The 25,723-nt window shown below is 69.3% G+C and carries 20 protein-coding genes; 10 read left to right on the top strand and 10 right to left on the bottom strand.

From position 1 onward, the window contains the following. Positions 1-681, bottom strand: coding sequence for a TetR/AcrR family transcriptional regulator (locus ACZ44S_RS35845; protein WP_466936972.1), 681 nt, complete (start codon positions 679-681; stop codon positions 1-3). A gap of 45 nt (positions 682-726) precedes the next feature. Between ACZ44S_RS35845 and ACZ44S_RS35840 the strand changes: the two genes are divergently transcribed. Beyond that, the gene (locus tag ACZ44S_RS35840) at positions 727-1,704 is read left to right on the top strand and encodes a quinone oxidoreductase family protein (RefSeq protein WP_466936970.1); all 978 of its coding nucleotides are present in this window, start codon (positions 727-729) and stop codon (positions 1,702-1,704) included. Positions 1,705-1,971: 267 nt separating this feature from the next. Then, positions 1,972-2,253 (top strand): transposase, encoded by a 282-nt coding sequence (locus ACZ44S_RS35835; RefSeq protein ID WP_466936968.1) that lies wholly within the window; start codon positions 1,972-1,974, stop codon positions 2,251-2,253. Here the strand turns inward: ACZ44S_RS35835 and ACZ44S_RS35830 are convergent. Next, positions 2,225-3,694, bottom strand: a complete 1,470-nt coding sequence (locus ACZ44S_RS35830) for an FAD-dependent monooxygenase (protein WP_466936966.1) — start codon at positions 3,692-3,694, stop codon at positions 2,225-2,227. The two genes, ACZ44S_RS35835 and ACZ44S_RS35830, sit on opposite strands and share 29 nt — an antisense overlap. 64 nt (positions 3,695-3,758) lie before the next feature. Here ACZ44S_RS35830 and ACZ44S_RS35825 point away from each other — a divergent pair, with 64 nt between their 5' ends. Continuing rightward, complete coding sequence (locus ACZ44S_RS35825; protein WP_466936964.1) at positions 3,759-4,382, top strand: TetR/AcrR family transcriptional regulator C-terminal domain-containing protein; 624 nt, start codon at positions 3,759-3,761, stop codon at positions 4,380-4,382. 588 nt (positions 4,383-4,970) lie between these two features. Here ACZ44S_RS35825 and ACZ44S_RS35820 read toward each other — a convergent pair. After that, positions 4,971-5,654: a DUF3152 domain-containing protein gene (locus tag ACZ44S_RS35820; protein ID WP_466936962.1), complete on the bottom strand. Its 684-nt coding sequence runs from the start codon at positions 5,652-5,654 to the stop codon at positions 4,971-4,973. A gap of 350 nt (positions 5,655-6,004) precedes the next feature. On the opposite strand from ACZ44S_RS35820, the gene ACZ44S_RS35815 reads away from it, so the two are divergent. The 5 genes from ACZ44S_RS35815 (at position 6,005) to ACZ44S_RS35795 (ending at position 10,538) form a co-directional block, all read left to right on the top strand. Beyond that, entirely contained in the window at positions 6,005-6,694 is a 690-nt protein-coding gene (locus tag ACZ44S_RS35815; RefSeq protein ID WP_466936959.1) for a response regulator transcription factor, read from the top strand. Positions 6,695-6,855: 161 nt separating this feature from the next. Next, complete coding sequence (locus ACZ44S_RS35810) at positions 6,856-8,277, top strand: ATP-binding protein (RefSeq protein WP_466937014.1); 1,422 nt, start codon at positions 6,856-6,858, stop codon at positions 8,275-8,277. Then, positions 8,274-8,819: a hypothetical protein gene (locus ACZ44S_RS35805; RefSeq protein ID WP_466936958.1), complete on the top strand. Its 546-nt coding sequence runs from the start codon at positions 8,274-8,276 to the stop codon at positions 8,817-8,819. Before ACZ44S_RS35810 ends, ACZ44S_RS35805 begins: the two co-directional genes overlap by 4 nt. A 256-nt stretch (positions 8,820-9,075) precedes the next feature. After that, complete coding sequence (locus ACZ44S_RS35800) at positions 9,076-9,924, top strand: oxidoreductase (protein WP_466936956.1); 849 nt, start codon at positions 9,076-9,078, stop codon at positions 9,922-9,924. After that, positions 9,924-10,538: a TetR/AcrR family transcriptional regulator gene (locus ACZ44S_RS35795; protein WP_466936954.1), complete on the top strand. Its 615-nt coding sequence runs from the start codon at positions 9,924-9,926 to the stop codon at positions 10,536-10,538. Before ACZ44S_RS35800 ends, ACZ44S_RS35795 begins: the two co-directional genes overlap by 1 nt. A gap of 321 nt (positions 10,539-10,859) precedes the next feature. Here ACZ44S_RS35795 and ACZ44S_RS35790 read toward each other — a convergent pair whose 3' ends face one another. Next, a complete protein-coding gene (locus ACZ44S_RS35790) occupies positions 10,860-13,967 on the bottom strand; it encodes a S8 family peptidase (protein ID WP_466936952.1) in 3,108 nt (1,035 codons plus the stop codon). Between the two features lie 1,303 nt (positions 13,968-15,270). Next, positions 15,271-17,478, bottom strand: a complete 2,208-nt coding sequence (locus ACZ44S_RS35785; protein WP_466937012.1) for an MMPL family transporter — start codon at positions 17,476-17,478, stop codon at positions 15,271-15,273. Positions 17,479-17,948: 470 nt separating this feature from the next. Here ACZ44S_RS35785 and ACZ44S_RS35780 point away from each other — a divergent pair, with 470 nt between their 5' ends. After that, positions 17,949-18,254, top strand: a complete 306-nt coding sequence (locus ACZ44S_RS35780) for a hypothetical protein (protein ID WP_466936950.1) — start codon at positions 17,949-17,951, stop codon at positions 18,252-18,254. 587 nt (positions 18,255-18,841) lie between these two features. Here ACZ44S_RS35780 and ACZ44S_RS35775 read toward each other — a convergent pair. From ACZ44S_RS35775 to ACZ44S_RS35765, 3 genes are all read right to left on the bottom strand, one after another. Then, positions 18,842-18,997 carry a hypothetical protein gene (locus ACZ44S_RS35775; RefSeq protein ID WP_466936948.1) on the bottom strand — a complete coding sequence of 52 codons (156 nt, stop codon included), beginning with the start codon at positions 18,995-18,997 and terminating at the stop codon, positions 18,842-18,844. Between the two features lie 624 nt (positions 18,998-19,621). Next, positions 19,622-22,318 carry a hypothetical protein gene (locus ACZ44S_RS35770; protein WP_466936946.1) on the bottom strand — a complete coding sequence of 899 codons (2,697 nt, stop codon included), beginning with the start codon at positions 22,316-22,318 and terminating at the stop codon, positions 19,622-19,624. A 98-nt stretch (positions 22,319-22,416) separates the two neighbouring features. Next, positions 22,417-22,605, bottom strand: coding sequence for a hypothetical protein (locus ACZ44S_RS35765; protein ID WP_466936944.1), 189 nt, complete (start codon positions 22,603-22,605; stop codon positions 22,417-22,419). Positions 22,606-22,629: 24 nt separating this feature from the next. Between ACZ44S_RS35765 and ACZ44S_RS35760 the strand changes: the two genes are divergently transcribed. Beyond that, positions 22,630-22,755, top strand: coding sequence for a hypothetical protein (locus tag ACZ44S_RS35760; protein ID WP_466936942.1), 126 nt, complete (start codon positions 22,630-22,632; stop codon positions 22,753-22,755). Positions 22,756-22,866: 111 nt separating this feature from the next. Here the strand turns inward: ACZ44S_RS35760 and ACZ44S_RS35755 are convergent, their stop codons facing one another. Next, positions 22,867-24,489, bottom strand: coding sequence for a VWA domain-containing protein (locus ACZ44S_RS35755; protein ID WP_466936940.1), 1,623 nt, complete (start codon positions 24,487-24,489; stop codon positions 22,867-22,869). Between the two features lie 9 nt (positions 24,490-24,498). Beyond that, the gene (locus tag ACZ44S_RS35750; RefSeq protein ID WP_466936938.1) at positions 24,499-25,695 is read right to left on the bottom strand and encodes an AAA family ATPase; all 1,197 of its coding nucleotides are present in this window, start codon (positions 25,693-25,695) and stop codon (positions 24,499-24,501) included. Positions 25,696-25,723: the final 28 nt, after the last annotated feature.

Genomic DNA, 25,723 nt, shown 5'->3' with positions numbered 1-25,723 from the left:
CTATTGGCGATGCTCCGCCACTTTCCACGGACTGCTCCAGCTACCCAGCAGGGGCAGCCAGACCTGGTCCACGATTTCGACGATGGCTTCGTCCGGTACCGGGCGAAGCGTCATCAGCATGTCGTGGCGGAGCAGGTCGAAGGGCAGATTGACGATGCGGGTGGGGCGTTGTTCGTCGGGTAGTTCGCCACGTGCGACGGCGCGGTCGACGATCTGTGTGAAGGGCCCCGGCTGGTCCGCCCCGCCGAGCGCTTCGCGCAGATCGCTCGCACTCGTCCCGGTGGCGCGGAAGTAGTCGCCGAGCTGGATGCTCTTTAATATGACCGTTTGTGCGCGATCTGTGCTGGCGTTTCGCAGAAAGCCGATCGCGTCGTCGCGGAGGCTGCCGGTGTCGGGTACGTCGATGGGCTGCCAGTGCCGGGCAAGCGTGGCCAGCAGCAGGTCTTCGCGCTGCTGCCAGCGCCGGTAGAGGACCGGGCGACTCGTACCGGCGCGAGCCGCGACTGCCTCGTAGGTGAAGCCGGAGTATCCGTGCTCGACCAGAACCTCCCACGCGGCGTCGAGGATCGCGTTCTCCAGCTCGGCCCCGCGGCGGCGGCTGGCGCCACCGGCACGATGCCCGCGAGCCGGCGCCTCGGCTCGAGCGCTCTCACTCGTCCCCCTCCCCGACCTTAGGTCCATTTGCGTATCTTACCGCGGCCATCTAGCTTTCGCTTAGATACGCACATGCATCTTAAGGAGTTCATCACCACCATGAAGGCCGCACTCGTGGAATCCTTCGACGAACCGCCGCGCTACCGCACCATCCCTGAACCACAGGCCGCCGCCGGCCACGAGACAGCCGACGTAATCGCCGTGGGAGTGCACCCGGCAACGCGCGGTATCGCCGCGGGGAAGCACTTCGCAAGCGCCACTCGGCTGCCGTTCATGGCAGGCGTCGACGCCGTCGTACGCAGGCCTTGCGGAAACCTCGCCTACGTCATGGCCCCCGCCACCGGCACGCTCGCGGAGCGCATCGTCATCCACCCCGACGACGCGATCCCGCTCCCCGCCGACGCGGACCCTGCGGTCATCGCAGCCACCATGAACCCGGCCCTGTCGGCATGGGTGGCGCTCCGCGCGCGGGCGCCCTTCACGGCCGGGCAGTCGGTACTGGTGATCGGTGCCACGGGAAACGCCGGCTCCATGGCGGTCAAGGTCGCACGGCATCTCGGCGCAGGACAGGTGATCGCGGCCGGTCGGAATCAAGCTCGCCTGACCGAGCTGCTGTCCGAGGGAGCCGACGAGGTGGTCGCCCTCACGCCCAACGCGTCTGCCACCGCGGCCGCATACGCCAAGGCCGCGGCGGAAGTCGACGTAGTGCTCGACTACGTATGGGGGCCGCCTACGGAACTCGCCATGCACGCCATCCTTGAGGCACGCACCGGGCACACACGCCAGCTCGACTGGATTCAGATCGGAGGAGGCGGCGGTCCGGAGATCACATTGCGCGGGTTCGCCTTGATCTCCAATGCGATCCGCATCCTGGGAAGCGGATTCGCCACCGTGTCACCCGACTTCTACCGCAGAGACCTTCCTGGGCTCGCCGCCGCGATCAGCTCAGGCGCTATGACTGTCCGCCCACGTCCGATGCCACTCGCCGACATCGAGAAAGCGTGGGCGAACGAAGATGCGCCGGGGGAGCGCACGGTCATCATTGTGTGACACACTCCCGTGACGACCGGTGTCTGGCCATCTGGTCATACCACCACAGCTGTCTTCCACGGGGCATAGACGCCCCCGGCGGTCCCGCCGCCAGGCACCGGTGTGACCAAGTTTCCCGCCTGCCGCCGTCCGATCCGCCTCGTACGGGCGGCAGCGCAGCTACCCACTCAACCGGCCGCTTACGGCGCACGCGGGGCAACTGGAACTGAACCGCCGACTTGTTCGGGGACAGCGGCACGCGGTCGGGTTGGCCGCTCGTAGCGTGCCGTGGGACGCCGCCGCCCGGTTGATCGGCCGCACCCGACGGGCTCACCGGTTGCCACCTCGGCGGCGTTCGCAAACTACGCCGGTGCCGCCCCGGCGGAGATCGCCAGCGCGGACAAGGCCCGCCACCGGCTCTCCCGTTCCGGCGACCGCCAGCTCAATTCCGTCCTCCACACCATCGCAGTGCGCGAGCGTGTAGTCCTCCGACTGGAGCAGGCCAGGGGCGACGCGCTGGACGGTCAGGAGGCGGCTCACTTCACTTCCGGTGGGTGGTGGCGAGGGTGACGGTGAGATCCTCGGTGAGGGCGGTGTCGTCCTGTTCGGTGCTAGCCCAGACGATGTGGCCGTCGGGACGGACCAGGACGGCGCGGACGTCGGCGAAGTCCTCGCGGGGCTGGTACGGGGTGGCGGTGTGCACGTGCAGCCCGGGGCGTGGGGAACCGGTGAGACGGCCGCTGCCGGTGAGATCCAGCAGGAGGTAGCCGTCGGCGCGCAGCAGGGCGAACAGGCTGGTGTCTCCCAGGGCGAGGTCGAGGGCGCGGGTGCCGGTCAGCGGGTGCGCGCCGGGGGCGGTGGGCGGGTAGGTGACGGCGAGGGAGCTGACCTTGGCTGCCAGGTGGTGGTTGAGGTCGGGCAGAGCGGTGATCAGCTGGGCGAGCAGACCGCGCAGGTCGAGTCCTTCTGGGGTGAAGGCGGTCATCAGGGCGACCTGGGCGCGGCTGGTGGCTGTGAGGTCGGCGCCGACGGGGTGCCGTTCGGTGTGGTAGGTGTCGAGCAGGGCGTCGGGAGCCCAGCCGTTGAGAGTGGCGGCGAGCTTCCAGGCGAGGTTGGCAGCGTCCTGGATGCCGACGTTCATGCCGACGCCGCCGGCGGGGAAGTGCTGGTGGGCGGCGTCACCGGCGAGGAAGACGCGGCCTTTGCGGTACTGGTCGGCCAGGTGGGTGGCGTTGCCGAAGCGGGAGAGCCAGATGGGATCGCGCAGGCCGAAGTCGGTGCCGGCCATGGCGGTGACGTTCTCGCTCAGTTCGTCCAGGGTCAGGTCGCCGGGCCAGGTGGTGGTCAGGTCGCGGGGAGTGATGCCGACCAGGCGGTGGACGCCGCGGGGCATGGGGACGACCATGAGGGTTCCGGCGGGCCCGAAGTAACTGTAGCCGGGAGCGGGCGGGTCATCGAGGACCACGTCGCCGAGCCAGCCGAGCACGGTCGAGGGGGTGCCTGGGTAGTCGATGCCGGCTGCGGTGCGCACCGTACTGCGAGCGCCGTCGCAGCCGACCAGGTAGTCCGCCCGGAGGGTGGCGGGGCCGTCCGGTCCGGTGATCTGGACGGCGACGTGGTCGGGGTGGTCGGTGAAGCCGGTGACCTCGTGCCCGCGCAGGATGTCCACCCCTAGGTCGAGGGCCTGGCCTTCCATCAGCGCCTCGGTGCGTTCCTGGGGCAGGGCGAGTGTGTAGGGGAACGGGCTGGGCAGGCCGCGGAAGTCGAGGCGGGAGTCGAGGACGCCGAAGTGGCCGCCGGGCAGCGGTATGCCCTCGCTCACGAACTGCTGGTGCACACCGCGGGAGGCGAAGGTCTCGATCGTGCGGGGGTGCACGGTCAGGGCCCGGGAGCGGGAGTCGCGTTCGGTGCGGGGCTCGATCACGGCGACGGTGACGCCCGCACGGCGTAGTTCGCCGGCCAGCCACAGGCCTACGGGTCCGGCACCTGCGACGACAACCTGGTGGTTCATGGTCTCTCCTTCAACGCGTTCTTGGTCAGTGACCAATATGCCGGGACGGCAGTAAACTAGGTCAGTGACCAAGAAGCAAGCCGGAGAAAACGCCGTGGGCCAGCTCACCCGCACCGCCGTGATCAGCGCCGCCCTCCACGTACTGGAAGAGCGGGGGCTGGACGGCCTCTCCACCCGGGCGGTTGCCGACCGCCTCGGGGTGCGCATGAACACCGTGCTGTGGCACGTGAAGACCAAGGCCCGGATGCTGGAGCTGATGGCCGACGCCATCCTCGCCGGCATCAGCTATGACGCCCTGCCCGACGCCCCGCTGGAACGATTCCGCGAACTGGCCGGCCGTTACCGACGGACGCTCCTCGCCCATCGCGACGGCGCCGCCCTGGTCACCGGGACCTACCCAGCCGAACCGAACACTTTGCGCTTCGCCGACCGCCTCATCAACGCCCTCCTCGATGCCGGCGCCGACGAGCGGCAGGCGGCATGGACGGTCTGGACAGTCAGCTACTTCACCCTCGGCCTGGCCCAGGAGGAGCAAGCCGCCCCCGACGAGGGGGACGAGAGACTCGCCCAGGCCGTCAAGCCCAGCACGCACCCGGCGCTGCAGCAGGTCATGCCCCACCTCCGGCGAAACTTCGACGAGCGCTTCGCCTTCGGCCTGGAGACGATCCTCTCCCAGATCCCCGCATGACATCGTGCCTCTTCGGGGCCAACCAGACGCTCCCGTTCACCCTCGGCTGCCGGGCCCCCAACCACCTCGTCGTGGGGGAGCGGGGGGCGTGCGGTCAGAGCGGAGACGGCGCCGAAGATCGCCGAGCTCACCGAGTGAGCCGACCGCGACCATGCTGCCGCCCCTGGACAGCCGTGGCGAGGGAGAGTGACCGGCCTTCACCCGCCGGCGCCCCGCAGACGGGTGCTGCTCCGGCCAGGGCGCCGGTGTCGCTCCGCTCAGCCGTGCCGGATCCACCGGTCGGGCCCGCCAAGGGGGCTCGTTTGACGACGACTGGGCCAGGCGATCACCGTTGTTGAGCCACCGGCCAGAATCGAGGTGACGGTCCGGACGGCGCCCCAGGATCCTCAGAGTGATCACGAAGCCGAGATCATGCTCAGCTCCAGGCACCGACCGCCGCTGGCGGGCGATACGGCGGGGCCCCAGCAGTTCACTGTCCGGTGTCGGGCGAACAGTTACGTGATCACCTTTCCCGGTCACGGTTTTCAGGCTCCCGGATCGCGGAGCGGCACGGGTACGGTCCGCTCAAGGCCCTGGACCGCCGCGGGCTCACTGCGCAGGTGGTCCCGTGACGAACTGGCCGTTCTTGTCGTAGGGCCAGGCGTTGGCGATGCATCCGTGCAGGCCTTTGATCTGCTGCATCATGACGGGGGCCAGTTGACCGGGTCCTGCGCAGGTCATGTGCGCGTGGCCGAGGAAGTGCCCCATCTCATGGTTGATGATCAACGCCCGGTAGTCATGGATCGGACCGTCGAAGGTGGGCGAGCCCTTGACCCAGCGTTTGAGGTTCACCACGACGCCGTCGGGGACCTCGCAGTTGTACCTGCCTCCGGTGTCCTGCCGGATGCCCGCCCAGCACAGTGCGTCCGTCGTACCCGGTGTCGCGATCGTCACTGTGAGGTCGTGCGGCTCTCCCGCGCCCACCAGCTGGAACGCATAGGAGCGGTTGTCGGTCCAGCCCCGTGGAGCGGCGAGTATCCCGGCGATCTCGTCCGCCGCTTCGGCCGGCGAGATGGCGATGCCGGTCTCGACTCTCACCCTGTACCGGAGCGGACTGGGGCCGTCACCGGCCGGGGCCCCGCCGGTCGGCGCGGTGACGAAGGTTCCGGTGCCCGTCGGGGGGATGTCGATCTCGGTGGGAGTCGGGGAAGGGCTGGGTGCCGGAGCGGGGGCGGGGGGTACGGATGCCACGTCCCGCGAGGACGGCTCACGGTGCGGCGTGTCCTTTGACATGTCGTACACGAGGAACGCGGCAGGGCCGAGCAGGCCCGCAGCCAGTAGCGTGCCGACCGCGTACCACCGGCCGCGTGTTCGTGGGAGGCGGTGACGACCACCGCTGAGGGACGTCACGCTGCCTGTGGTCGATGCGTATTCCTGCTGCCGTGCCAAGCGCATGGCGTGTCAAGATGGCCGTTTCGGATGATCGCCATGAGTTCAAATCATCACGGATCGATAACGAACGGTTCTTTCGGTCGACTCGGCGGGTGAGTGCTCGCGGCGTGCCGATGTGATCCTTGCAACGGTTGCGGGGAAGGACTCTTTCGCGAGTAGGGGGACGAACGCGGGCTGCCTACACTGCCGAAGTGCCACGAGTCCTCGTTGTCGAAGACGACCCAGACGTCCGTCATGCCGTTCAGTTCGGGCTGGAGCACCAGGGACACGACGTCCTTGCTGCCGGGACAGGCGAAGAGGGGTTGCAGCAGCTCCACCCCTTCCACCCTGATGTCGTCCTGCTCGACCTCATGCTGCCCGGAATTTCCGGCCTTGACGCATGCCGACGCATCAGAATCCGTGACCAAGTGCCGATCATCATCATGACCGCCAAAGGCGACGACATAGACGTGATCGTGGGACTGGAGGCCGGCGCGGACGACTACGTGGTCAAACCCGTCCGGGCCCGGGTGCTCGACGCCCGCATACGGGCCGTGCTCCGCAGGCAGGACACTGCGGTCCCCGATTCCGTACGGCCCAGAGCGGAGTCTCACGGGGAACTCGTCATCGACCGGGCCGGGCTGGTGGTGACACACCGTGGTGCACCCGTCGCGCTCGCTCCGTCCGAGCTCCGACTGCTGCTGACCCTGTCAGCCTCGCCCGGACAGGTGTTCAGCCGTCCCCAACTGCTGACAGCGGTGTGGGAGCACAACTACTACGGCGATGTACGGCTCGTGGATGCCTGTGTCAAGCGATTGCGCAGCAAGCTGGGTGAGTTGGGCGGACATCCGCAGTACATCCAGACCGTTCGCGGCTTCGGGTACCGCTTCGGTTCCCCGTGAGCGGCAAGGAATCAGTACGCGCGTGCGTACGCGAGCGCCAGGCAGCCGCACCCGCGCACGTCTCCGAGCCCGCGAGGTCTCCTCAACCGGGCCTGGCTCGGGCGTTGTTCTCCCTGCGCAGCCTGCGCTCCCGCCTCGTCGTGGCCTTCGTCCTCGTGGCGATGGTCAGTGCGCTGGGCGCCGGAGCCCTCGCCTTCCGGGAGGCACGCACAGGGGTGCTGCAGCAGAACCAGGACTCCGTCATCCGTCGGTTCCGGACCAGCGTCGATGCCGCAGCCGCCTACATGCCCAGAGCACCGAGCAGAACCCACTTGCAAAAGGCGGTGAACCAGGTACTCTCCGCCAACCAGTTCCAGGGGTGGCGGGTGCTCGCCACGTACGGAAACGTCCGGGCCTCGGCACCGAGTGCGGACTTCGACACAATCAGCCCGCAGCTCCGCCGGTCGGTGGACACCAAACGCGCCGCCGTCTTCCAGCGGGTGAGCACCGACGGGCGCCCCTACCTCGTCGTAGGCATGCCGGTCACGTACGACAACGGCCAGGAGGACGAACTCTCTGGAGTGGCGATGTACCTGGTGGTGTCGCAGAAAGCCGAACAGGGCTATGTCGATGCGATCGTCAGCGCCATCGAGCACGCCACCGTGGTGGCCCTGGGCCTCGCGGTCTTCCTGGCCATACTGGCTTCGAACGGTGTTCTCCGTCCGGTGGGGGCGTTGCGCCGGGCGACAGGTCGCATGGCCCAGGGACACCTCGATGTCCGGCTGGCCGTCCGCGGGTCCGATGAACTGGCCGACCTCTCGCAGTCCTTCAATCACATGGCGCAAGCTCTGGAGCTCTCGCTCGCGGAGTCGCGCCGCCTGGAGGCTCAGGCGCGCCGCTTCGTCGCGGATGTCTCCCACGAGCTGCGGACGCCGCTGGCGGCGATGTCCGCGGTCACAGACGTGCTCGACGGAAACGCGCTGCACGTGAACCGCGACACAGGAGAAGCCCTGTGGTTCATCAGCGAGGGAACCACCCGGCTGAATGTGCTGGTGAACGACCTGATGGAGATTTCCCGCTTCGACGCCGGCGTCGCCGAACTCAGCCTGGACGACATCGATCTGATCGAGCTCGTCCAGCACACCCTCACCACTCGGGGCTGGCAGAACCGCGTGACGACCCGCCTGCCCCGGCCGGGCGTGCTGCGGACACGAGTGGACCCGCGCCGGATCGATGTGGTGATGGCCAACCTGATCGGCAACGCACTGCGGCACGGAGCGCCGCCGGTGCACTTGGCCATCGATGTGAGCGAGGAGCAAGCGCAAGCGCCATGGGTCGTCATCCAAGTGACCGACAACGGACCGGGCATCGTTGAGGACGCCATGCCCCACATCTTCGAGCGTTTCTACAAGGTGGACACCACACGCGTCAGGAGCGAGAGCAGCGGACTCGGACTCGCCATCACAGCGGAGAACGTGCGCCTGCACGGAGGACGCATCAGCGCCGCCAACCTTGCCGGTGGCGGAGCGGTTTTCACGGTCAGGATCCCCCTGCGCCGCGACATCGCAGCCGCCGACTGCACCTCCGCCGAGGAGACCTGGTGAAAGGGCCGCGCTGGTTGCCGCTGCTGGGACTCGCGACCGCGCTCATGCTGACAGCGTGTGGGGTACCCCCGTCCGATGTCATCGAGGCCGGCGCGCCGGCGAGCGGCCTGTTCGACGCCGACTCGGAGCCCGCCGTGCCGGACGTCATCTTCCTCTACTTCCTGGACGACGGTGATCCGGCAGCCTATCCCCGCACGATCAATGCTCCTGCGGACCTCAGGACCGTACTGGACGAGCTGTTCGACGGCCCGACCGCCGAAGAAGCCAGGACGGCCACCACGGAGCTGCCCCGCCTTTCGGGGACAGCGGATGCGACGGTCCACAGCGGCACTGAGGTCTCCGTCGAGCTTCCGAATGATGTCACTCCCCTCAGTCATCCAGCCATGCTGCAGTTGGTGTGCACGGTGGCCGGCATGAGTGAGGGGTTCGCGGATGCCTCTCGGGACGGCGTCTTCACCACCCAGGTGACCGTCCATGTGTTCGGGAACGGGTGGATGAAGTCGCAGTCGGACGACGCCTGTCCTGATGCTCCGCAGACGTAAAAGGTGTTCGAACGCGTCGGTGTGCCGGCACGCGTCTCCGGCCCGGGTACAGGGCAAAGGGAACGGAATGGACGAGCCCGCTTGGTCCTGAGCGGGTGCATGTCACCGGCCGGAGCTCAAGACCGTCAGCCGGCCGCCGCACCCGGCACGCCTGGACGCCTGCACTGAATCGACGCAGCAACGAAAAAAATCGACACCGTGTAGGCTTCAGCAGGAAGAAGCGTCCCGGCTTCCCGCGAGACCTTTCTGGAGAGCAATGGAGAAGCGGAACTGGCTCATCACCGGCGTCAGCACGGGCCTGGGGCGCGCTTTCGCCCAAGCCGCCCTTGCCGCCGGGCACGCCGTCGTCGGCACCGTCCGCTCCGAGGAGGATTTGCGAGCCTTCGAAGAGCTCAAACCCGGGCACGCTCATGGACGCATCCTGGACGTGACGGACGACACCGCCGTCCCCGGTGTGGTCGCGGAAGTGGAACAGAGCGTCGGCCCCCTGGACGTCGTCATCGCCAACGCCGGCTACGGCCTTGAGGGCACCTTCGAGGAAACCCCGCTGGCCGAGGTGCGGCGGCAGTTCGATGTCAACGTGTTCGGGGCAGTGGCCACCCTGCAGGCGGCCCTGCCCCACATGCGCCGGCGCCGCCGCGGACACCTGATGGCCGTCACCTCCATGGGGGGGCTCATGGCCGTGCCCGGCATGTCCGCCTACTGCGGCAGCAAGTTCGCCCTGGAAGGCATCCTGGAGGCGCTGGGCAAGGAGGTCGCGCAGTTCGGGATCCATGTGACGGCGATCGAGCCCGGGTCCTTCCGCACCGACTGGGCCGGACGGTCCATGACACGCGCCGCGCGGACCGTCGACGATTACGACGAGTTGTTCACCCCCATCCGTGAAGCGCGGCAGAAGGCCAGCGGCAACCAGCTGGGCAATCCGGCAAAGGCCGGGGACGCCGTCGTGCACATCACCTCGGTCGACAAACCGCCAGCCCACCTCGTCCTGGGCTCGGACGCGCTGCGACTGGTCACCGCCGCGCGCACGGCCGTGGACGAGGACATCCGCGCGTGGGAGACGCTCTCCCGTACGACCGACTTCGCCGAGGGCGCTCAGCTCTGATGCCCGGCCACCGCCCCGCACGCGGCCGTCGCACCACCGTACGCAAGGGCGATGTCCGGGAGCGGGCGATCCTCGACACCTGTGAAGCCCTGCTGGCGCACCAGGGCTACGACGCCATGACCGTCGGCGACATCGCCCAGGGCGCCGGCATCACACGCGGCGCCCTGTACTTCTACTTCGGTTCCAAGCAAGAAGTGGTCACCGCGCTCGTGGCCCGGACCGTCGAGCACCTGTGGGAACGGTCCCGGGCCACCGCGCAGACGGACGAGCCCCGCCAGGCCATCGCAGCAGCAATGCAGCGCACGGTCGAGCTGTGGAACGAGCACGGCCTGGTCATGCGCACGGCGATCGACCTGTCGCTGACCGTGCCGGAGATCGGCGAGCTGTGGAACCACACGGCCGACCTGTTCATCGCGGCCATCACCGCCGTCCTCGAACGAGCCGGCATCCAGCCCGGCACCGCGCCGGACGAGGCCCCGGCGATGGCACGCGCCTTGTGCTGGATGATCGAGCGGACCTTCTACCATGCGTCACAGGAATCCCGCGAGGAGCTGCACAAGGCAGCTTCGACCTGCGAACACATTTGGCTGACCAGCGCCGGCTTGACCACCTGAGGTATCTGCCATGGAGGCGGTGAGGCACGGAACCATGTGACCTGGCACCCGGCGCCGACCGCCGAGTGCTCTGCCCCGCTGTTCTGGGACCCGCATGAAGCACTTGGCCCAGTACCGGCTCGCAGGCCGTATTGGACGTGACGTTGCTCATCGCAGCCCAACGAGCCGTTCGCCGATCGGGCACAGCCGGCGTCCTGTCATGTTGGCCTCAGGAAAGAGCAGGCACTCAGGAAGGACGGGCCGGGTGCAGGCAACGACGGCGTGTCCAAGGCCCATGGGTCCTTGCACACGCCGTCGACATCGCCTTCGGGGCCCTTGCTCCTATCGCACCGTGAGGTAGGCGCGGTCGATCGTCTGAACCAAGGTGTTCCCGTCACGGTCGGTCAGCTTGGCACGCAGGGAGACGCTGCCGGGCTGCGCCGGGTGGTCCAGCACCAGATGGTCACCGTCGATGGCTTCGACCGTGGTCCAGGTGCTGCCCTCGTCGTAGGACACTTCGAACGCCAGCTTCTTGGCCGTGGCCGCGGTGCCCGCGCCCTGGACGGTGAAAGGCACCTCGAATCTCGTGCCGGCCTTCGCCGTACTGGTCAGTGACAGCTCGGGAGCGAAGCGGACCACGGACAGCGGCAGCCGCGTCCAGTTGCCCTCCTCGACATGGGCCGAGTCGAACGTCCACTGGGCGTGCACACGGGTGCTGACGCGGAAGAATTCTGGGTCCAGGGAGGCATCGACGCTCAGTTCGTAACGGCTGTCCTCGGCGGGAACGGAGTACCAGGCAATGTTCAGCGGATCCCCGTCGGTGGTGATCTCCTTACCGTCGGCACGGAGCGAACTCACCACCCTCGCCCCGGCGGTGCTGCTCTCATGCCCGCCGCTGTCACCGAACAGTGGCAGGTGGGCCTTGATCGTGTTCCCGCTCCGAGCGAGCCCTGCACGTCCTCCCCACCCCGGTTCGCCCTTGGCCGTGGACAGGACAGGACCGAAGACACCGGCGTTGAACAACGCGGTGTACCTGCGGTTCGGCGCGTATGCCATTGCGGGTGCCGACTGGGAGTAATCGGCCTCGAATTGGTCTACGCCGTATGTCCACCTGACTCCGTTGCCAAGTACATATTCGGTGGTCCGCAACGGCAGGGGACGTTCCGTCGGGGTACTGAAGTCGGCACCGAGCTCGCCGATGGGCGTTATCGGTATCGCCGAGATCTGAGCGGTCGGGAGGGGGCCGGGCCTGCCGACCGTGAAGTCGATCTCGGCCAGCTGCTTGCGCCGGACGTGGGCGGTGAAGCCGCCGAGCGAACCCTGCCGGTTCCACGCGAGGCGATAGTTCACGGCGTGCCCGTCAGCCGACTGGCGTGTCCAAAAGCCGCTGTACTGGGCGTATGCGACTTGCTTTGACACCTTGGGCCCGATGTGGCCGACCTTGAAGCTCTGGAAATCGGGGAAGTCGTAGATGGGCGGAATGTAGTGGAGGCGCCGTCCGTCCGATGCGGTGTAGCCCGGGATGAACTGTGCGTGGTTGTTCACTGCTCCGGTATCGGGGAGGGTCACGCGAGTGGCCTTGGCCTTGCGCGCGTCCATGACGACCGTGGTGTCCTTGGTCAGATCGAGCGCCGGAGCCAGGAGGAGGGATGCCGTCGTTGCGGCCGCCCCATCGGCGGGGAGGATGCCGGTGAGAGCGTAACTGCCCTTCGGCAGGCGCACGGTGACCTCGCCGTCCGCCGGATCGGTGGAGACCTGGAAGTAGGACGTGTCCCGGCCCTCAACGGTCGTCCAGCCGCTCGGGAAGGCTTTGCCGTCGTCGCCTACGTGCTTGATGGTCAGGTCGTAGGACTCGGCCTCGCGCTCCACGCCGAAGGCAGTGCGTACCGAGGTCCGCCCGTCGTCCGAGACCGCGGTCACCGAGCCGCCGAACGCTCCGTAGGACTCTCCGCCGACGCGGGTGTCGGCGGTCACCGAGGTGCTCGCCGTGCCGCCCGCGGGAAGGGTGACCTGCCGCGACGACAGGGCGAACATGCCATCAGGGGCGGGCTTGGCATCCGCACCCAGCGCCTCGATGACCAGGTTCAGCACGACCGGCTCACTGCTGAGGTTGCGGTACGTGATCTCCCGTGTCACTGCCACATCGTCGTGGTGGGGCCACTTCGGGCGGCCGAAGCTGACCGGGCCCTCGCTGACAACAGTCTGCCCGATCGCCCGGGACACGTCGGCGCGGCCGGTGCCCTGCTGGTACGCGCCGTAAGGGCCGGGCTCGGTGGAAGCGGTCAAGGCGGCCTTGATCCGCTCGCCGGTCCAGTCGGGGTGCCGCTGCGCGAGGATGGCCGCCGCGCCGGCGACATGCGGAGTGGCCATCGACGTGCCGCTCAAAGTCGCATAGCCGGGGGTCTCGGCAAGGGCTGACTTCGCCACATCGCTCCCGGCGGCAGCGGCGGCGGTGATGTCGACACCCGGCGCGGTCAGATCGGGCTTGACTCCCCCGTCTCCGACACGTGGGCCACGGCTGGAGAAGGGGGCCAGCGCGTCGGACTTGTCCACCGCACCCACCGTCAGCGCGGCCTCAGCGCTGCCCGGCGAATCGATGGTGCCCTCACCGAGTTCTCCCGAGTTGCCTGCGGCGATGACGAACAGCGTGTCCGTTTCGGCCGAGAGGCGGTTCACCGCCTCCTCCAGCGGGTCGACCTCCTGGGTGTCGGTGCCGCCCAGGCTCATACTGACCACGTGAGCGCCCTCGGCCACGGCCCACTCCATGCCCGCGATGATGCCGGAGTCCAGGCCACTGCCGGTGTCGTCCAGGACCTTGCCGTCCAGGATGCGCGCTCCCGGCGCGACGCCCTTGTACCTGCCGTCCGACTTCGCGCCCGTGCCGGCCACCGTCGAGGCCACGTGCGTGCCGTGGCCGACCCGGTCGACGTTGTCGGCGGAGTCGGTGAAGTTCCGTTCGGCGATCTCCTGGCTCGCCAGGTCGGAGTGCGTCTGGTCGACTCCGGTGTCCAGCACGGCGACCTTGACGCCGCTGCCGTCGAAGCCCGCATCCCAGGCCGTCGGCGCGCCCACCTGCGGCACACTTCTGTCCAGGCCGGCTTGGCGCTTGCCGTCCAGCCAGACCCTCTTCACCTGGCTCGCCACTGGAGCCTCGGACAGCCGCGCGGTGCCCTGCCCACCGTCATCGCCGTTGGTGAGGGTGTGCCACAGCGCCGAGTGGCCCCGCTTGTCGGCTCGCAGCGCCACACCGTTGATGGCGTTCAGAGTCTGGCCCACCCGGGCCCGTGCGTCACGGAAGGCGCTCGTCGTGGGGGTCTCGTCCCCGGCATAGGTGACGATGAGTGGCAGGTCGGAACGGCTCGCGTCGTCGTAGCCATACGCGAGCAGTTGCGTCACGTCGAACAGCCGTCGGTCCAGCTTGCCCTGGGCCACGAGCAGCGCCGCGTCCAAGGGTATGACGAAGCTGTGCCCGTCGGCCTCGCGAACCGAGAACGAGGCGCCCTCGCGGCCGCTGCCCCGCCTGATCCCGGCGACAGAGCCGTCCGCAGCGACCGACACCTGGTCGCCGGTGATCAGCGTCACCGTCTTCGCGCTCTTCCGCCCCACAGTGTGTTCGGCTGTCACCCGATCTGCTGTAGTACGGGAGGAAGCACCAGCAGCTTGCCCTACCCCTGACATTCCGTTCGCGGTCAGTGCGGCAGCTACGGCGAGTGTCCACAACGGAGCGGTCGCACGACGGCGCCTCCCGGCGAACCGCCCGCCGGAAGATAAACGCATGCACATGCCATGTCTCATGTCGAATCTTTCGTCTCGAGGACAAAGGGAAGGGAGGACTGACGCGCACGTCCGCCCACAAGGTGTTCGGGAACGCGGCATGATGACGCCTTCACGACGGCCCTACTGGACATGCGACGACGCCCCGCCAACGGAGGCGTGCCCCACCACGAAACCGGGCTGCCGCCAGTCTCTTGTGATGAACGATCATGGCCTTCAAGGCTGAGCCGGCTGTGTGATCGGACCTGGCCCGGACGATAACGAAATCGCAACGCCCGCTCCGTCAGGGCATGCGCTCAGAAGCGGTGCGCGAGCTGGACGATCAGGACCGTGTCCGGTGCGATGAGACGAATGCGTCGTGTGCAGCAGTGGAGAGCGGTGACAGGCCAAGAGAGGCCCGGTGGTTGCGGAGAGCATTCATGAGCGGGTGGGTGAACGGTAGCCGGTCAGCCACCGCTCAATGACCCGTCGGCGCCGCTCCTCGGGAAGGGCCGTCAGCGCGGTGGCCCGCGAGATCGGGGGCAGCGCGGAGGAACTGCGGAATTGAAACAAGCAGGACACGATTGGCCGGGCAGGTCACGCCGGCGGCTGACAACGGCCGAAGGAGGCGACCACCTGCCGCGCAGACGCCGGCCGGATGGCGGCGCGCGCCATGCTCTCCGACGACGAGATCTCAGCGGTGACGCGGGGCACGACCGCCATGAACGCGGCCCGGACCCCGGCCATGAGCAAGCACGCTGTCCCTGAGATCCGGTGGACCCCATGCAGGGATCCGTGCACGCCCACGTACGTTCGCTCAAAAGGCCCGATCGCGTGGGATGCAGTACGGAATCAGGTCGAGGAAGGCGTACAGCGCCCGCCGGGGCGGGCGCGTCGCCGAAACGACCACGCTGAGCATCCGGGCGAGACGGACGTCCGCGAGTGGGAGCGACCAGGTGCCAGGCACAATGCCTTTCACGAAAGGGCCGTACAGACGGCCTCAGACTCCGGCCGTCTCCGGCTCGCGTACTGCCCCCGCCGTGCTGTTCAGCTCCCCGTGGAGCCCTTCACCCTCCACATCGACGTTCGGCAGGAGGCGGTCCAGCCACTTGGGCAGCCACCACGCGTTACTGCCGAGCAGCGCGAGCACCGCGGGCACGATGGCCATGCGCACAACGAAGGCATCGAAGAGAACCGCGATCGCGAGACCGAAGCCCATCATCTTGATGATGGCATCGTCCTCCATGATGAAGCCGGAGAAGACGCTGATCATGATGATCGCGGCCGCCGCGACGACCCGGCCGCCGTGGGTGAAGCCAGTGACGACGGAATCGGCGGCGGACGAGCCGTGTACGTGGGCCTCCCGCATACGGGTCACGAGGAAGACCTCGTAGTCCATGGCAAGGCCGAAGACCACGCCGATCATGAAGATGGGCATCATCGACATGATGGGACCCGGCTGATCCACTCCGAAGACATCCGCGAGCCATCCCCACTGGAACACCGCGACCACCGCGCCGAGCGCCGCGGCCACAGAGAGCAGGAAGCCGAGGGCAGCCTTCAGCGGGACAAGAACGGATCGGAACACCAGCATCAGGAGCAGGAAAGCGAGCCCGACAACCAGCGCCAGATACGGCACGAGCGCGTCGTCCAAGGTCTGGGAGAAGTCGATGGTCAACGCGGTCGCGCCCGTGACCAGCATGCTCGCGCCGGTGTCCGCCTTGATGTCACTGGCAAGCGAACGGATGTCGTACACGAGGGACTCGGTGGCTGCGTCACTCGGGCCGGTCTTGGGCACCACGGTGAGAATGGCGGTGTCGCCCGCCTTGTTGAAGCTGGCCGGGGTGACAGCAGCGGCTTTGCCCAGTCCGGTGATCTTCTTGCCGACGGCGTCGGCCGCGGCCTTGGGGTCGTCGGCCCCGCGTGCGTCGACAGTGATCAGAAGTGGGCCGTTGAATCCGGCGCCGAAGGATTCGGACAGCAAGTCGTAGGCCTTGCGCTGTGTGGTGTCGGGGGCCGAACTGCCCTCGTCGGGCAGGCCCAGCTCCATATCGGCGGCCGGCACGGCAACGACACCGAGGCCGAGGCCTGCGATCAGCAGTACGGTGACCGGGCGCCGCAGTACGAACCGGGCCCAGCGGGTCCCGAGCCTGGACGTTGCGGCCGCCCGCGCTGCGGCGGGCGCCTCACGGTCCTTGCGGCTGAGTGCCCGCTTTCCCGCGAAGCCGAGCAGTGCCGGGGTGAGGGTGAGCGCGATCAGTACGGCGATGCCGACCGTGCCCGCGGCGGCCAGGCCCATCTTGGTGAGGATAGGAATGTTGACGATCGCGAGACCGGCCAGGGCCACGACGACGGTGAGTCCGGCGAAGACGACCGCGGAGCCCGCGGTACCGACCGCGCGCCCTGCGGCTTCCTGCGCGCTGCGGTCCTCCGCGATCTCCGCCCGGTAGCGCGAGACGATGAACAGCGCGTAGTCGATGGCGACCGCGAGGCCGATCATCGTGGCAAGGGTCGAGGTGGTGGCGGACAGCTCCAGTGTGCTGCCGAGCGCCCCGATGACGGAGATACCGATACCGACCCCGATGATCGCCGAGAGCAGAGGCATCCCGGCGGCGACCAGTGAACCGAAGGTCAGCAGCAGTACGACGGCGGCGACGCCGATGCCGATCAGCTCGGCGGTGCCACCCACTTCCTGTTCCGCCATGACCGCGTCGCCCCCGACCTCGACGGTGAATCCGCCGTCGCGCGCCGTGTCGGTGGCGGCGCTGAGCGCGTCGCGGGCCTGGTCGGTCAGCTCCATGGCGTTGACCTTGTAGGTCACGGAAGCGTACGCGGTCGTACCGTCCGAGCTGACGGCATCCGCTTCGAACGGGTCGGTCACCGAAGCGACCTGCGGGCTGGATTGCAGGGCCGCGACCAGTTCCCCGACCTTGGCCTTGCCGGCCGCGTCGGATATTTTCTCGCCCTCGGGGGAACGGATGACGACCCGCGCCGCAGCGCCCTCGGCACTGGCAGCCGGGAACTGCTCCTCAAGCAGGTCGAAGGCCTCCTGCGACTCGGTGCCGGGCATCGAGAAGGAGTCTTTGGGGGGCGCGGGCGCAGTGGACGCGGCGACTCCGGCGCCCACGAGTATGGCCACCCACAGCAGGGCGACAAGGCCGCGGCGCCGGAACGCCCACCTGCCAAGTCGATAGAGAAAAGTAGCCACTGGGACCAATCCGTCGAGGTGCAAGGGCAGGGTGCAGCACCGGCACAAGAACTGCGCCGGAGGCGCTGACCGAGTTACTCGCTCATACTCGCCCGGGACTGTTCGTCATTGATCCGACTCTGGATCTGGACTGATGTACTACATCGGGTGTAGGGCGTCACCTGTACTCCTCCCCCTGAGTCGTAGATCATGACGATGGGTGTACACCGCATTACGTTGCTGTAGGCATCTGATGCCACATCGGCTGCGGCTCCGGTCGCGGCTCCGGATACTCACCTGAAACGGAGCAGGCGGCGTCATCGGGCCATCGACTCGACATCACGCTCGGGGCACAAGATCGCCATGAGACCGGGATGGCTGCACGATCTCTTGCATAATCCCCCTATGCAGCCGCTGCCGGTTCCATACCCCGCCTCTCTTATTCCGGATGCCTCAGGCACCGATGCTTTCCACACGACATACCGGCACCCATGGCGCACCGAGCCGTCTTTGTCGCCATCGAAGCAGACGGGCCCCGGTGGACCGTGAAGGCGGACACACTCACCGCCGGCCCCGGACATTTCGTTGACGACATCGCGCACGACACTGTCCAGACCGCGATCATCCGCATGGTCGACAACCGCGAGATCGGTGCAGACGCCCACACAGGACCGATCTACTTCGATATTCACAGCGTGCCGGGCGAAGAGCGGGCCCGCGAACTCGCCGCCGCACTCCATGCGGCCCTGCACGGGAACCAGGAACCTCTGTACCGCGCTGTTCTTCGCACGGCGTGAGCGCGGGTGCGAGAGGCCAAGAACGAGGAGCGCAGCCAGAGAAGTCGTCAAACCACGAGCGCTTCGTCCGGCCACTGGCTCTTCCGCCACAGTGTGAGCAAGGTCCGGTGGGCGGTGGAGGCGGAGATGCCGTTGCGGGCCAGCCAGCCGCACGGGTGCGATGCGGTGCTCGCGCCGCAGCCGCAACCGCAGAACCTGCGCCTCGACGGCGGCTGGGGGGTCGTACGGCTGCGTGCTGGAGGCAGACTCTCGCCAGGCCCCGGTAGCGGGCCCGGCACAGGCCGGTGACATCCAGGGCCTGGTTGATGGTGCCCTCGATGCTGACCGCGCCAGGATGCGATGCACAGGTTCAGGGCGGGGCAGTCACAGCAGTCGGAGCGGGCGAAGACGATCACGATGGCGTCGCGGCCATGCTGCTTGACCGGGTGCCAGCCGGCACTGGTGCGGCCTTCGGGGCAGCGGACCTGGCGGGTCTTCCAGTCGATGCGGAAGGCGCTCTTGTCGTAGCCGGAGTGGGCCTTGGCCTGGGGCGAGTGGTCGAGCAGGCCGGGTGACCATGGTGATGCCTTGAGCGGCGGCGGAGTGAATCAGATGGCGGAGGGGCAGCCGGAGTCGAGGTAGTGCTCGCCGGGTGTCACCGGACCTGCCGGGGCGGTGCCGGCCGTGCTGGCGGCGATCGGGACCGCCGCCGCGGCGGTGGCCGCTGCCGGGCGGCGGGCGTTCGCCTCCGGCTGGTGGCCCACGGCTGTACGGCGCTTTCCGCACCAGGTCACGCTGGTGGCCCGCTGCCTGACCGAGGCCGCCTGTATCCGCGCCGGTCGCCGCCTTGCATGGCCCATGACCACGGCTGGTGGTGCTCAGCGCCAGCGATGCCCTGCACGGCGCCGCCGGGCTGCTCGGCGGGCCGCACACCCGGTTCGTCCACAAGCTCGTGACCACCGAGAACGCCGCGCTGCGGCTGATCGGCCGCTTGACCCGCCACGGCGAACGGCGTACCCGGGTACTCGGGCCCGCCGACGCCGTATCGCGACGAGCCGGCCGCCCGCTTCCCCCGTCTGCCGCTCCAGGTGCGGCCGTTCGCCGTCGCCGATGAAGGCGACCGGATCACCGACGTCGAACGCGTCCGGGCCCGGGACGCCTTCGGTATCCCGGCTGCGGAGGCGGCCGTGTGCCTGGTCGGCGGCTGCCACAAGGAAATGGACGTCGTCGACGCCGCCCTCGCCCGGCTCGGCGTCCCCCTGCACCTGCTGGTCGCCAGGAACCCCGCTCGACCACGAGGTGGTCAGCGTCAGGGGCAACGGGCACGGCCGGATCGCGGGTCCGAACGGCTGCGAGCGGTCCGGACTCCGCAGGCGTCCCGGACGGGATCAGGGATTGGAGTGATCGTCGATCCTTACGCGGTCGAGCCTTCCCACCGCGAGGTCGTCGTGCGGGACCGCCCAGTAGATCGTCGACGACTCGAAGCCGTCCACGCGCGGCTTCCAGGTCGCCAGCAACACCCACTCGTCGATGCCGGTCCGTTGCGAGACGTACGCGACGGGGTCGCCGTCGCCCTCGTTCTCGTGCGGGTACCCGCCGAGCTCGAGATCGGGCAACCGACGGAACCTGTGGGGATACTCCTCCAGGACGCTGTCCCACGCCGTGCGCAACAGGCGGTGGACGCTGGGGTGCCCTGGGATGTCGGCCAACCGGTGGGGGGCGCAGACCTCGTCGACTCCGTAGTCCGGCAGGGACGCCACGTACTCCACGTGCAGGTCGCCGGACACCTCGCGCGTGAACTCGTCGGCGTCGATGTAACCGTCCGGGTCGAACTCGAGGTGCCGCTCCTCGACCGGCGTGCCCGCCGGGACGTACACCGCCGACCCCGAGGTCTCTCCCAGCCCGGGAGTCGCGAACAGCATCAGCGTGCCGGTTCCCGGAAGCGGCAGGTTCGTGGCGCCGTCGGGCAGCGCGCTCAGGTCGATCGTCGCGATGAGGGGGTCCGCCCATTCGTCGTCCGGTTCCTCGCCGGGCAACCGCATGTCGGGCGGCAGCAGCACCGGTCCGCCCAGCCGGCCGACGACCGGTCCGGACCCCCGGGTGTTCAGCACGGCCGACGGGCGCGCGATCCCCAGCCACGCATCGATGTCCTCGCGAGGAACGCCCAGCTCCTCGGCTTTCTCCCGGAACCGGCCCAGCTCGTCGAGAGCCCTTGGGAACCACCTCCGCAGCACCTGCGGCGGGACGGATGCCCCGGGTTCCCAGGCGGCGGCGGGCACGAGCTCCAGCGGGAACCACCCGGGCTCGACGGCGGTCCCTGCGCCGGTGGCCTCGACGGCTCTGGCGAGGACCGATCGCACCAGGTCACTGGTCTCCGTGGCCAGCGCGGCCCGAAGTGTCACGACGGCGTCCGCCTCGCCCAGTTCCGCGAGCCACTCGGCCGCTGACGCGCGGGTCTTCGTTGCGCCGTCGCGCAGCCCTCGCTCCGCGGACGCGCGGGCCACCCGGTGCCGGGCGAGCACGCGCCGTGCACCGCGCCGGTAGCGGGTGTCGCTCAGCGCAAGGCCGGTCAGCCGGGGCACCAGCACGTCGGGGACCACCGGGAAGTGGGCGAGGATCTTCAGCATCGCGGCGGTCGTCGGGGGGCGGGCGGCCCGGTCCGGTCCGGGGAGAAGCTCCAGGTACTCGTCCGCCAGGTCCAGCCGCTCGGCGAACAGGGGCCACCACCGCTCGGCGTCGGCCTCGGACAGGCAGTCACCGATCGTCGGGCCGTACGTCCCGTCGGTGCGCACCGTGAGGAACGACGCGAGCCGTCGCGCGGGATCGGGCAGACCCTGGTCGGCCAGCACCCCGAGCACGTCCCGCACGTCGGTGAGATCCTGCAGCCCCTCGGTCAGGGCAGTGGTAGAGAACCGGGCACCGGTCGCCAGCCCGGTCAGCGCCTCGTGAAGGTCCGGGGGCAGCGTGTCCGGCGGCACCGGCCGGCGAGCGGGAACCTCCAGCCCCGCCACCGGCGCGCGCTGCGCGCGCCCGCGTTCGGCCACGGTGCGCAGGGCCGCCGCCCGGTCGGCATCGTCCGGTATCGCGGAGAGCGCGGCGTCGATCGCCGCAGGGCCGCCGTCGAGCCCGGTCAGCTGCGCCAGCACCTCACGCAGTGCCTGAACGGGCGCGGTCAGGAGGTGCGGCGCGAGTAGCCCGGTCTGTGTGCGCGCGTCGAGGCGTGCGAGCTCGGCGAGCGCCGCGACCCTGACCCGCCGTTGGTCGTCGACCGCGAGCTGCGCCAGGAGCCCGCCGTGCACGGACAGGTCCCGGCTCACGAACGCGACGGTCTTGATCTTCCCCGCGGTGGTGAGCAGGGGTACCACCTCGTGGACGACGTCGGCGTGGCGGTTGAGGAAGTCCCATCCGGCAGGGGTCTCGACCAGCTTGTCGAAGTCGTTACGGATTGGTGCGTGCCGTTCGAGCAGCACGGTGAGGGCCACGCTCGTCGCGGCGTCTTCGGAGACGTCGCCGGCGACCGCCACGTCCCGGACGAAGTCGGGGGTCCATCGCGACGCGATGAACTCCAGCGCGGGTACCTTCCTCCACCCATAGCCCATCCACGCCGCGTCGTTGACGACCAGAGCGAGCCAGGCCGGCACGCCCTGCGGGACGGCGTCTATCTCGACGTATCCATGGGACTCGTCGTAGGTGCCAAGCCTCACCTCGCGCGTCACGGCGAGCAGGACCTTGCCGAGCCGCGCGATCGCCGCGGGGTCCGCGGCCGCGTACACCACGCCGCGGGTGCGCTCGGCGGCGTACGCGGTCCAGCCGGGGTGCAGCGCGGCGAGCTGCGCGACGACGTCCGGAGAGACGAAGCCCTTGCGGCCCCCGGGCCCGGGCTCGTCGAGGAAGTCGATCAGCCGCCTCGCCTCCTCGGCAGGCAGCGCCTCCAACGCCGAAAGGATCCCGGCCTCACCGTCGGACGGCCCGGCACCCTCGAGCACATAGCCCACCGCCCGGTCGTAGGTTCCTCGGTCCACGGTCTTCAGGGGCGCGAGCGTGTCCCTGACCGCCTGGTCCGCATCGAGCTTGTCGTCATGCATCACGACAGCGTACCCACTCGCCCGGCCGCACCTGACGGCCGGTCAGCTGGCCGGTTCCGCGACGCGTATGACCAAGCCGCACCCGCATGAATCCGCAGTCACCCGACCCCGCGCAGCCGCCGCGCCATCAGCCACGCATACACACGGGGTACCGGACGTCTCACCCGCCAGGCCAGTCTCGCGGTGTTGCCGACCCGTACGCGGTCGCGGTCGGCACCCACCGCCCTGAGCACCTCGCGTGCCACGTCGTCCGCGGTGATCTCGGGGCCAGCGGTGGCCCGCCACACACCCTCCGTACGAACTCCTCGGCCATGCCGCCCGCCGCGAAGGTCGGATGCCCCAGCGTGATCGAGATCGTCTGCGGCGCCAACTCCGGCCGCAGCGCGGAGAACACACCGGTCAGCGCATGCCTGGCACCCACGTACGCGGGCCAGTGATGTCACCGTGTCACAGCAGGAGAGAGCCGACCAGGGCAGACGAGCCCGGGGCAAGCCTCGGCTCTCCACCCATGGGTCATGGGCCGGCGTCACGCCAGTGGTGGCGCCCCGTCAGATGAGGCGGAACAGGTCGGCGGCGGTGTGGACGTCCGTAAGGTCGTCAATGGTACGGAGGTTGTCGCACAGGGACTCCAGGACCGATCCGGACGCGGTGGCGGAGTCCGGGGTGGCGACGGCCACGCCGAAGAGACGGAAGCCCAGGCGGCGCTTGGCGTCGTTCCAGCCGCGCACCCACGTCTCCGTCACCTCGCAGGCGTCGTCGGTGATCATCACGATGTCACCGCGTCTGCGGGCCGTGTCGTTGAACTCCCGCTCCAGCAGGTCCACGGCCGTGCTCAGGGGACGCTGGAAGTCCGTGCCGCCGCCGAGGAAGGTCTCCGCGAAGCCGAGGACATCGGTGACGGGGGCGGGCCGACCGGCGGGGAAGCGGAAGACCCGGATCTTGTCGGCGGCGGAGAAGAGGATGCCGACGAAGTCACGTCCGGCGTGGCGGGCCTGGTCGAACAGGGCCAGGGCGCATGCCTTGGACCAGGCCTCGCGGGTGACCCCACCGGGCCCCTCCGCGTACATGGAGTGCGAGGTGTCCACACACGCGATGACGGCGCCCTGTCCGGTGGTCTGCTCGCCCTGGGAGTCGTACAGCATCAGCTCCCCGGCGGCGTAGCGCGCGGCGAACACCGCGCGCAGCTCCGGCACACCGAGGACCGCCAGCTCGGAGGGGATGACCCGGGAGAGGTCGTCACCGAGGGTGACACCGACCAGTTCGCCCGCGACGTTCTCCACCTTGCGGGCGCGCTCGCCGCCGGCCATCCGCCGGAAACGGCCGATGAGTTCGGCCCACTGCGCGAGCCTGCCGGCGCGCAGCCGCTCGGCGAGCCGCGCGCGCTCGTCGAACGGCATCCGCACCGGCTCGCCGGCACCGACGCCCCACGCGCGCATCAGCGCGGCCTCCTGCCGGACTGCCTCGGCCGCTGGCGCCGTCGCGTTCCGTGCGGCGGCACGGATGCCGGGAAGCGCCACAGCGAGGGCCCGCGCGGCGGCACGGGCTTCCTGCCGGACGGTGGCCTCGGCAGCTTCGGCCGCCTCGATCGATCGGCGTACGGCATCGGCAGCCGAAGCGGGAACGGCGCCGTTCTCGTCGGCCTCCTCGGCGGCCTGCCGCAGCGCCTCGCTCACGGCGCTCGCCGCGGTCACGGCCTCCTGGTGGGCCCTGTCCGCCCCCGCGGCGCGGTCTCCGGCCTCCTGGGAGCGCTCGAGGAGACCGCGCAGTACGGAGGCCTGGGCGAGTACGGCCAGGGCGGCGGCATATGAGTCACCGGCTGTCTCCCGGTGCAGCCCGGCGAACTCCGGCGAGTGCAGCAGTGAGGCGACGACCCGGTGGTTGACCATGTGGGACGGGGCCATCTCCGCGCGGTCGCGCAGGCGCGGGGCGGCCTGGTAGGCGGCCAGAAACACGTCCGCGAGGAGGTCGGGGGCGGGGACGTGGCGGGAGCGCAGCTCGGCCGCCAGCTCGCGCAACCCCGCCGACTGCTCGTATACGTCCCGCCACGCGAACCGCTCGAACGGATCCGCGACCACGACCGTCTTGTGCCGTCCGGCAGTGGCGGCGGACAGGGACAGCCACTTCCCGCAGCTGCCCGCCAGCTCGTCGAATCTGCTGTGCGTGTCACTCATGGTGCCGCCTCATGGCTGTGCCTGCAGCATGCTCGCGTCCATGCCGAGGGCCTCGGTGAGGACACGGGCGCGGACCGCGCGCTGACGGCCGGTGACCCGGTCGATTGCGGTGGTGGAACGGCCGGCGTTCGCCGCCTCCTCCCGCAGTCGCTCCAGGCGCTTGCCTGCCATGGCGAGCTTGTGGTGAGCGTTCTTGATGACCCACTCGCTCAGTGCCTCACGGGACTGACCGGCCATGGCGTCGAGTTGGGTCTCCAGCTCCTCGATGACGTCGGCCAGGTCCAGCGCCTCCTTGGCGTCCGGGTTGACCAGGTGCAGCACCTCCCGCTCCACGGCCGGGCGTTGGGCGGGGGAGTCCCACAGCACATGCGTCAGCACCGACAGATCGGTCTCCGCCACCGCCGTACGCCCGTCGAGGTAGGCGGACGCCTGGAGCAGGCCCACCGCCTGCCGCCACCGGCGGTCGGAGGCGACGAGCTCCTTGCGGCGCAGCGCGGCCCGCAGCGTCACCACCGCGTCCACGATCACGTCGGGCACGTCCACGGCCGGGACACCCTCGGTCACCGCGTGCCGCAGCGCGGCCAGCTCCACGGTGGTCGGGGGCTCCGGTGCCGCGGGGCGGCCGACGGCGGAACGCACCAGGGCGGCGAAGTTCGAGGGGTCCTCCAGATACCCGACCTCGATCCGGACCAGCAGCCGGTCGTAGATCGCGGCCGAATCCTCCCCGTCCGGCAGCTCGTTGCTCGCGGTGATCGCCCCGATCAGCGGGCAGCGGATCGGGGCCCCGCCGTTCTCGGGGTGGTAGATCCGCTCGTTGAGGTAGCCCAGCGTCTCGTTGAGCGCGGCCGTCGAGCACTTGAAGATCTCGTCGATGAACGCGACATGCGCGGTGGTCGCCCGCCCGTCGTACACCTGCCGGTACTCGCCCCGGGCCAGCGCGGCCACGTCGATCGGGCCGAACATCCGCGTCGGCGCGGTGAACTTCGACAGCAGGATCTCCCAGTACGCGGCCCCCTCGATCCGGCCCGTCAGCTCCCGCGCCAGCTCCGACTTCGCGGTCCCGGGCGGTCCGAGCACCAGCGAGTGCTGCCCGGCCAGCAGCGTCACCGCGAGCGTCCGTACGACGTCCGCCCGCTCGTAGAAGCGCTCCGACAGCTCATCGCACACGGCGCGCAGCCTGCGGGCCATGTCCTGTGCGTCCTCCATGTTGCACTCCTCGCCTGTGACGCCCCGA

The sequence above is a fragment of the Streptomyces malachitofuscus genome, from assembly GCF_055571035.1.
This window is presented reverse-complemented; position numbering and strand designations above follow the sequence as displayed.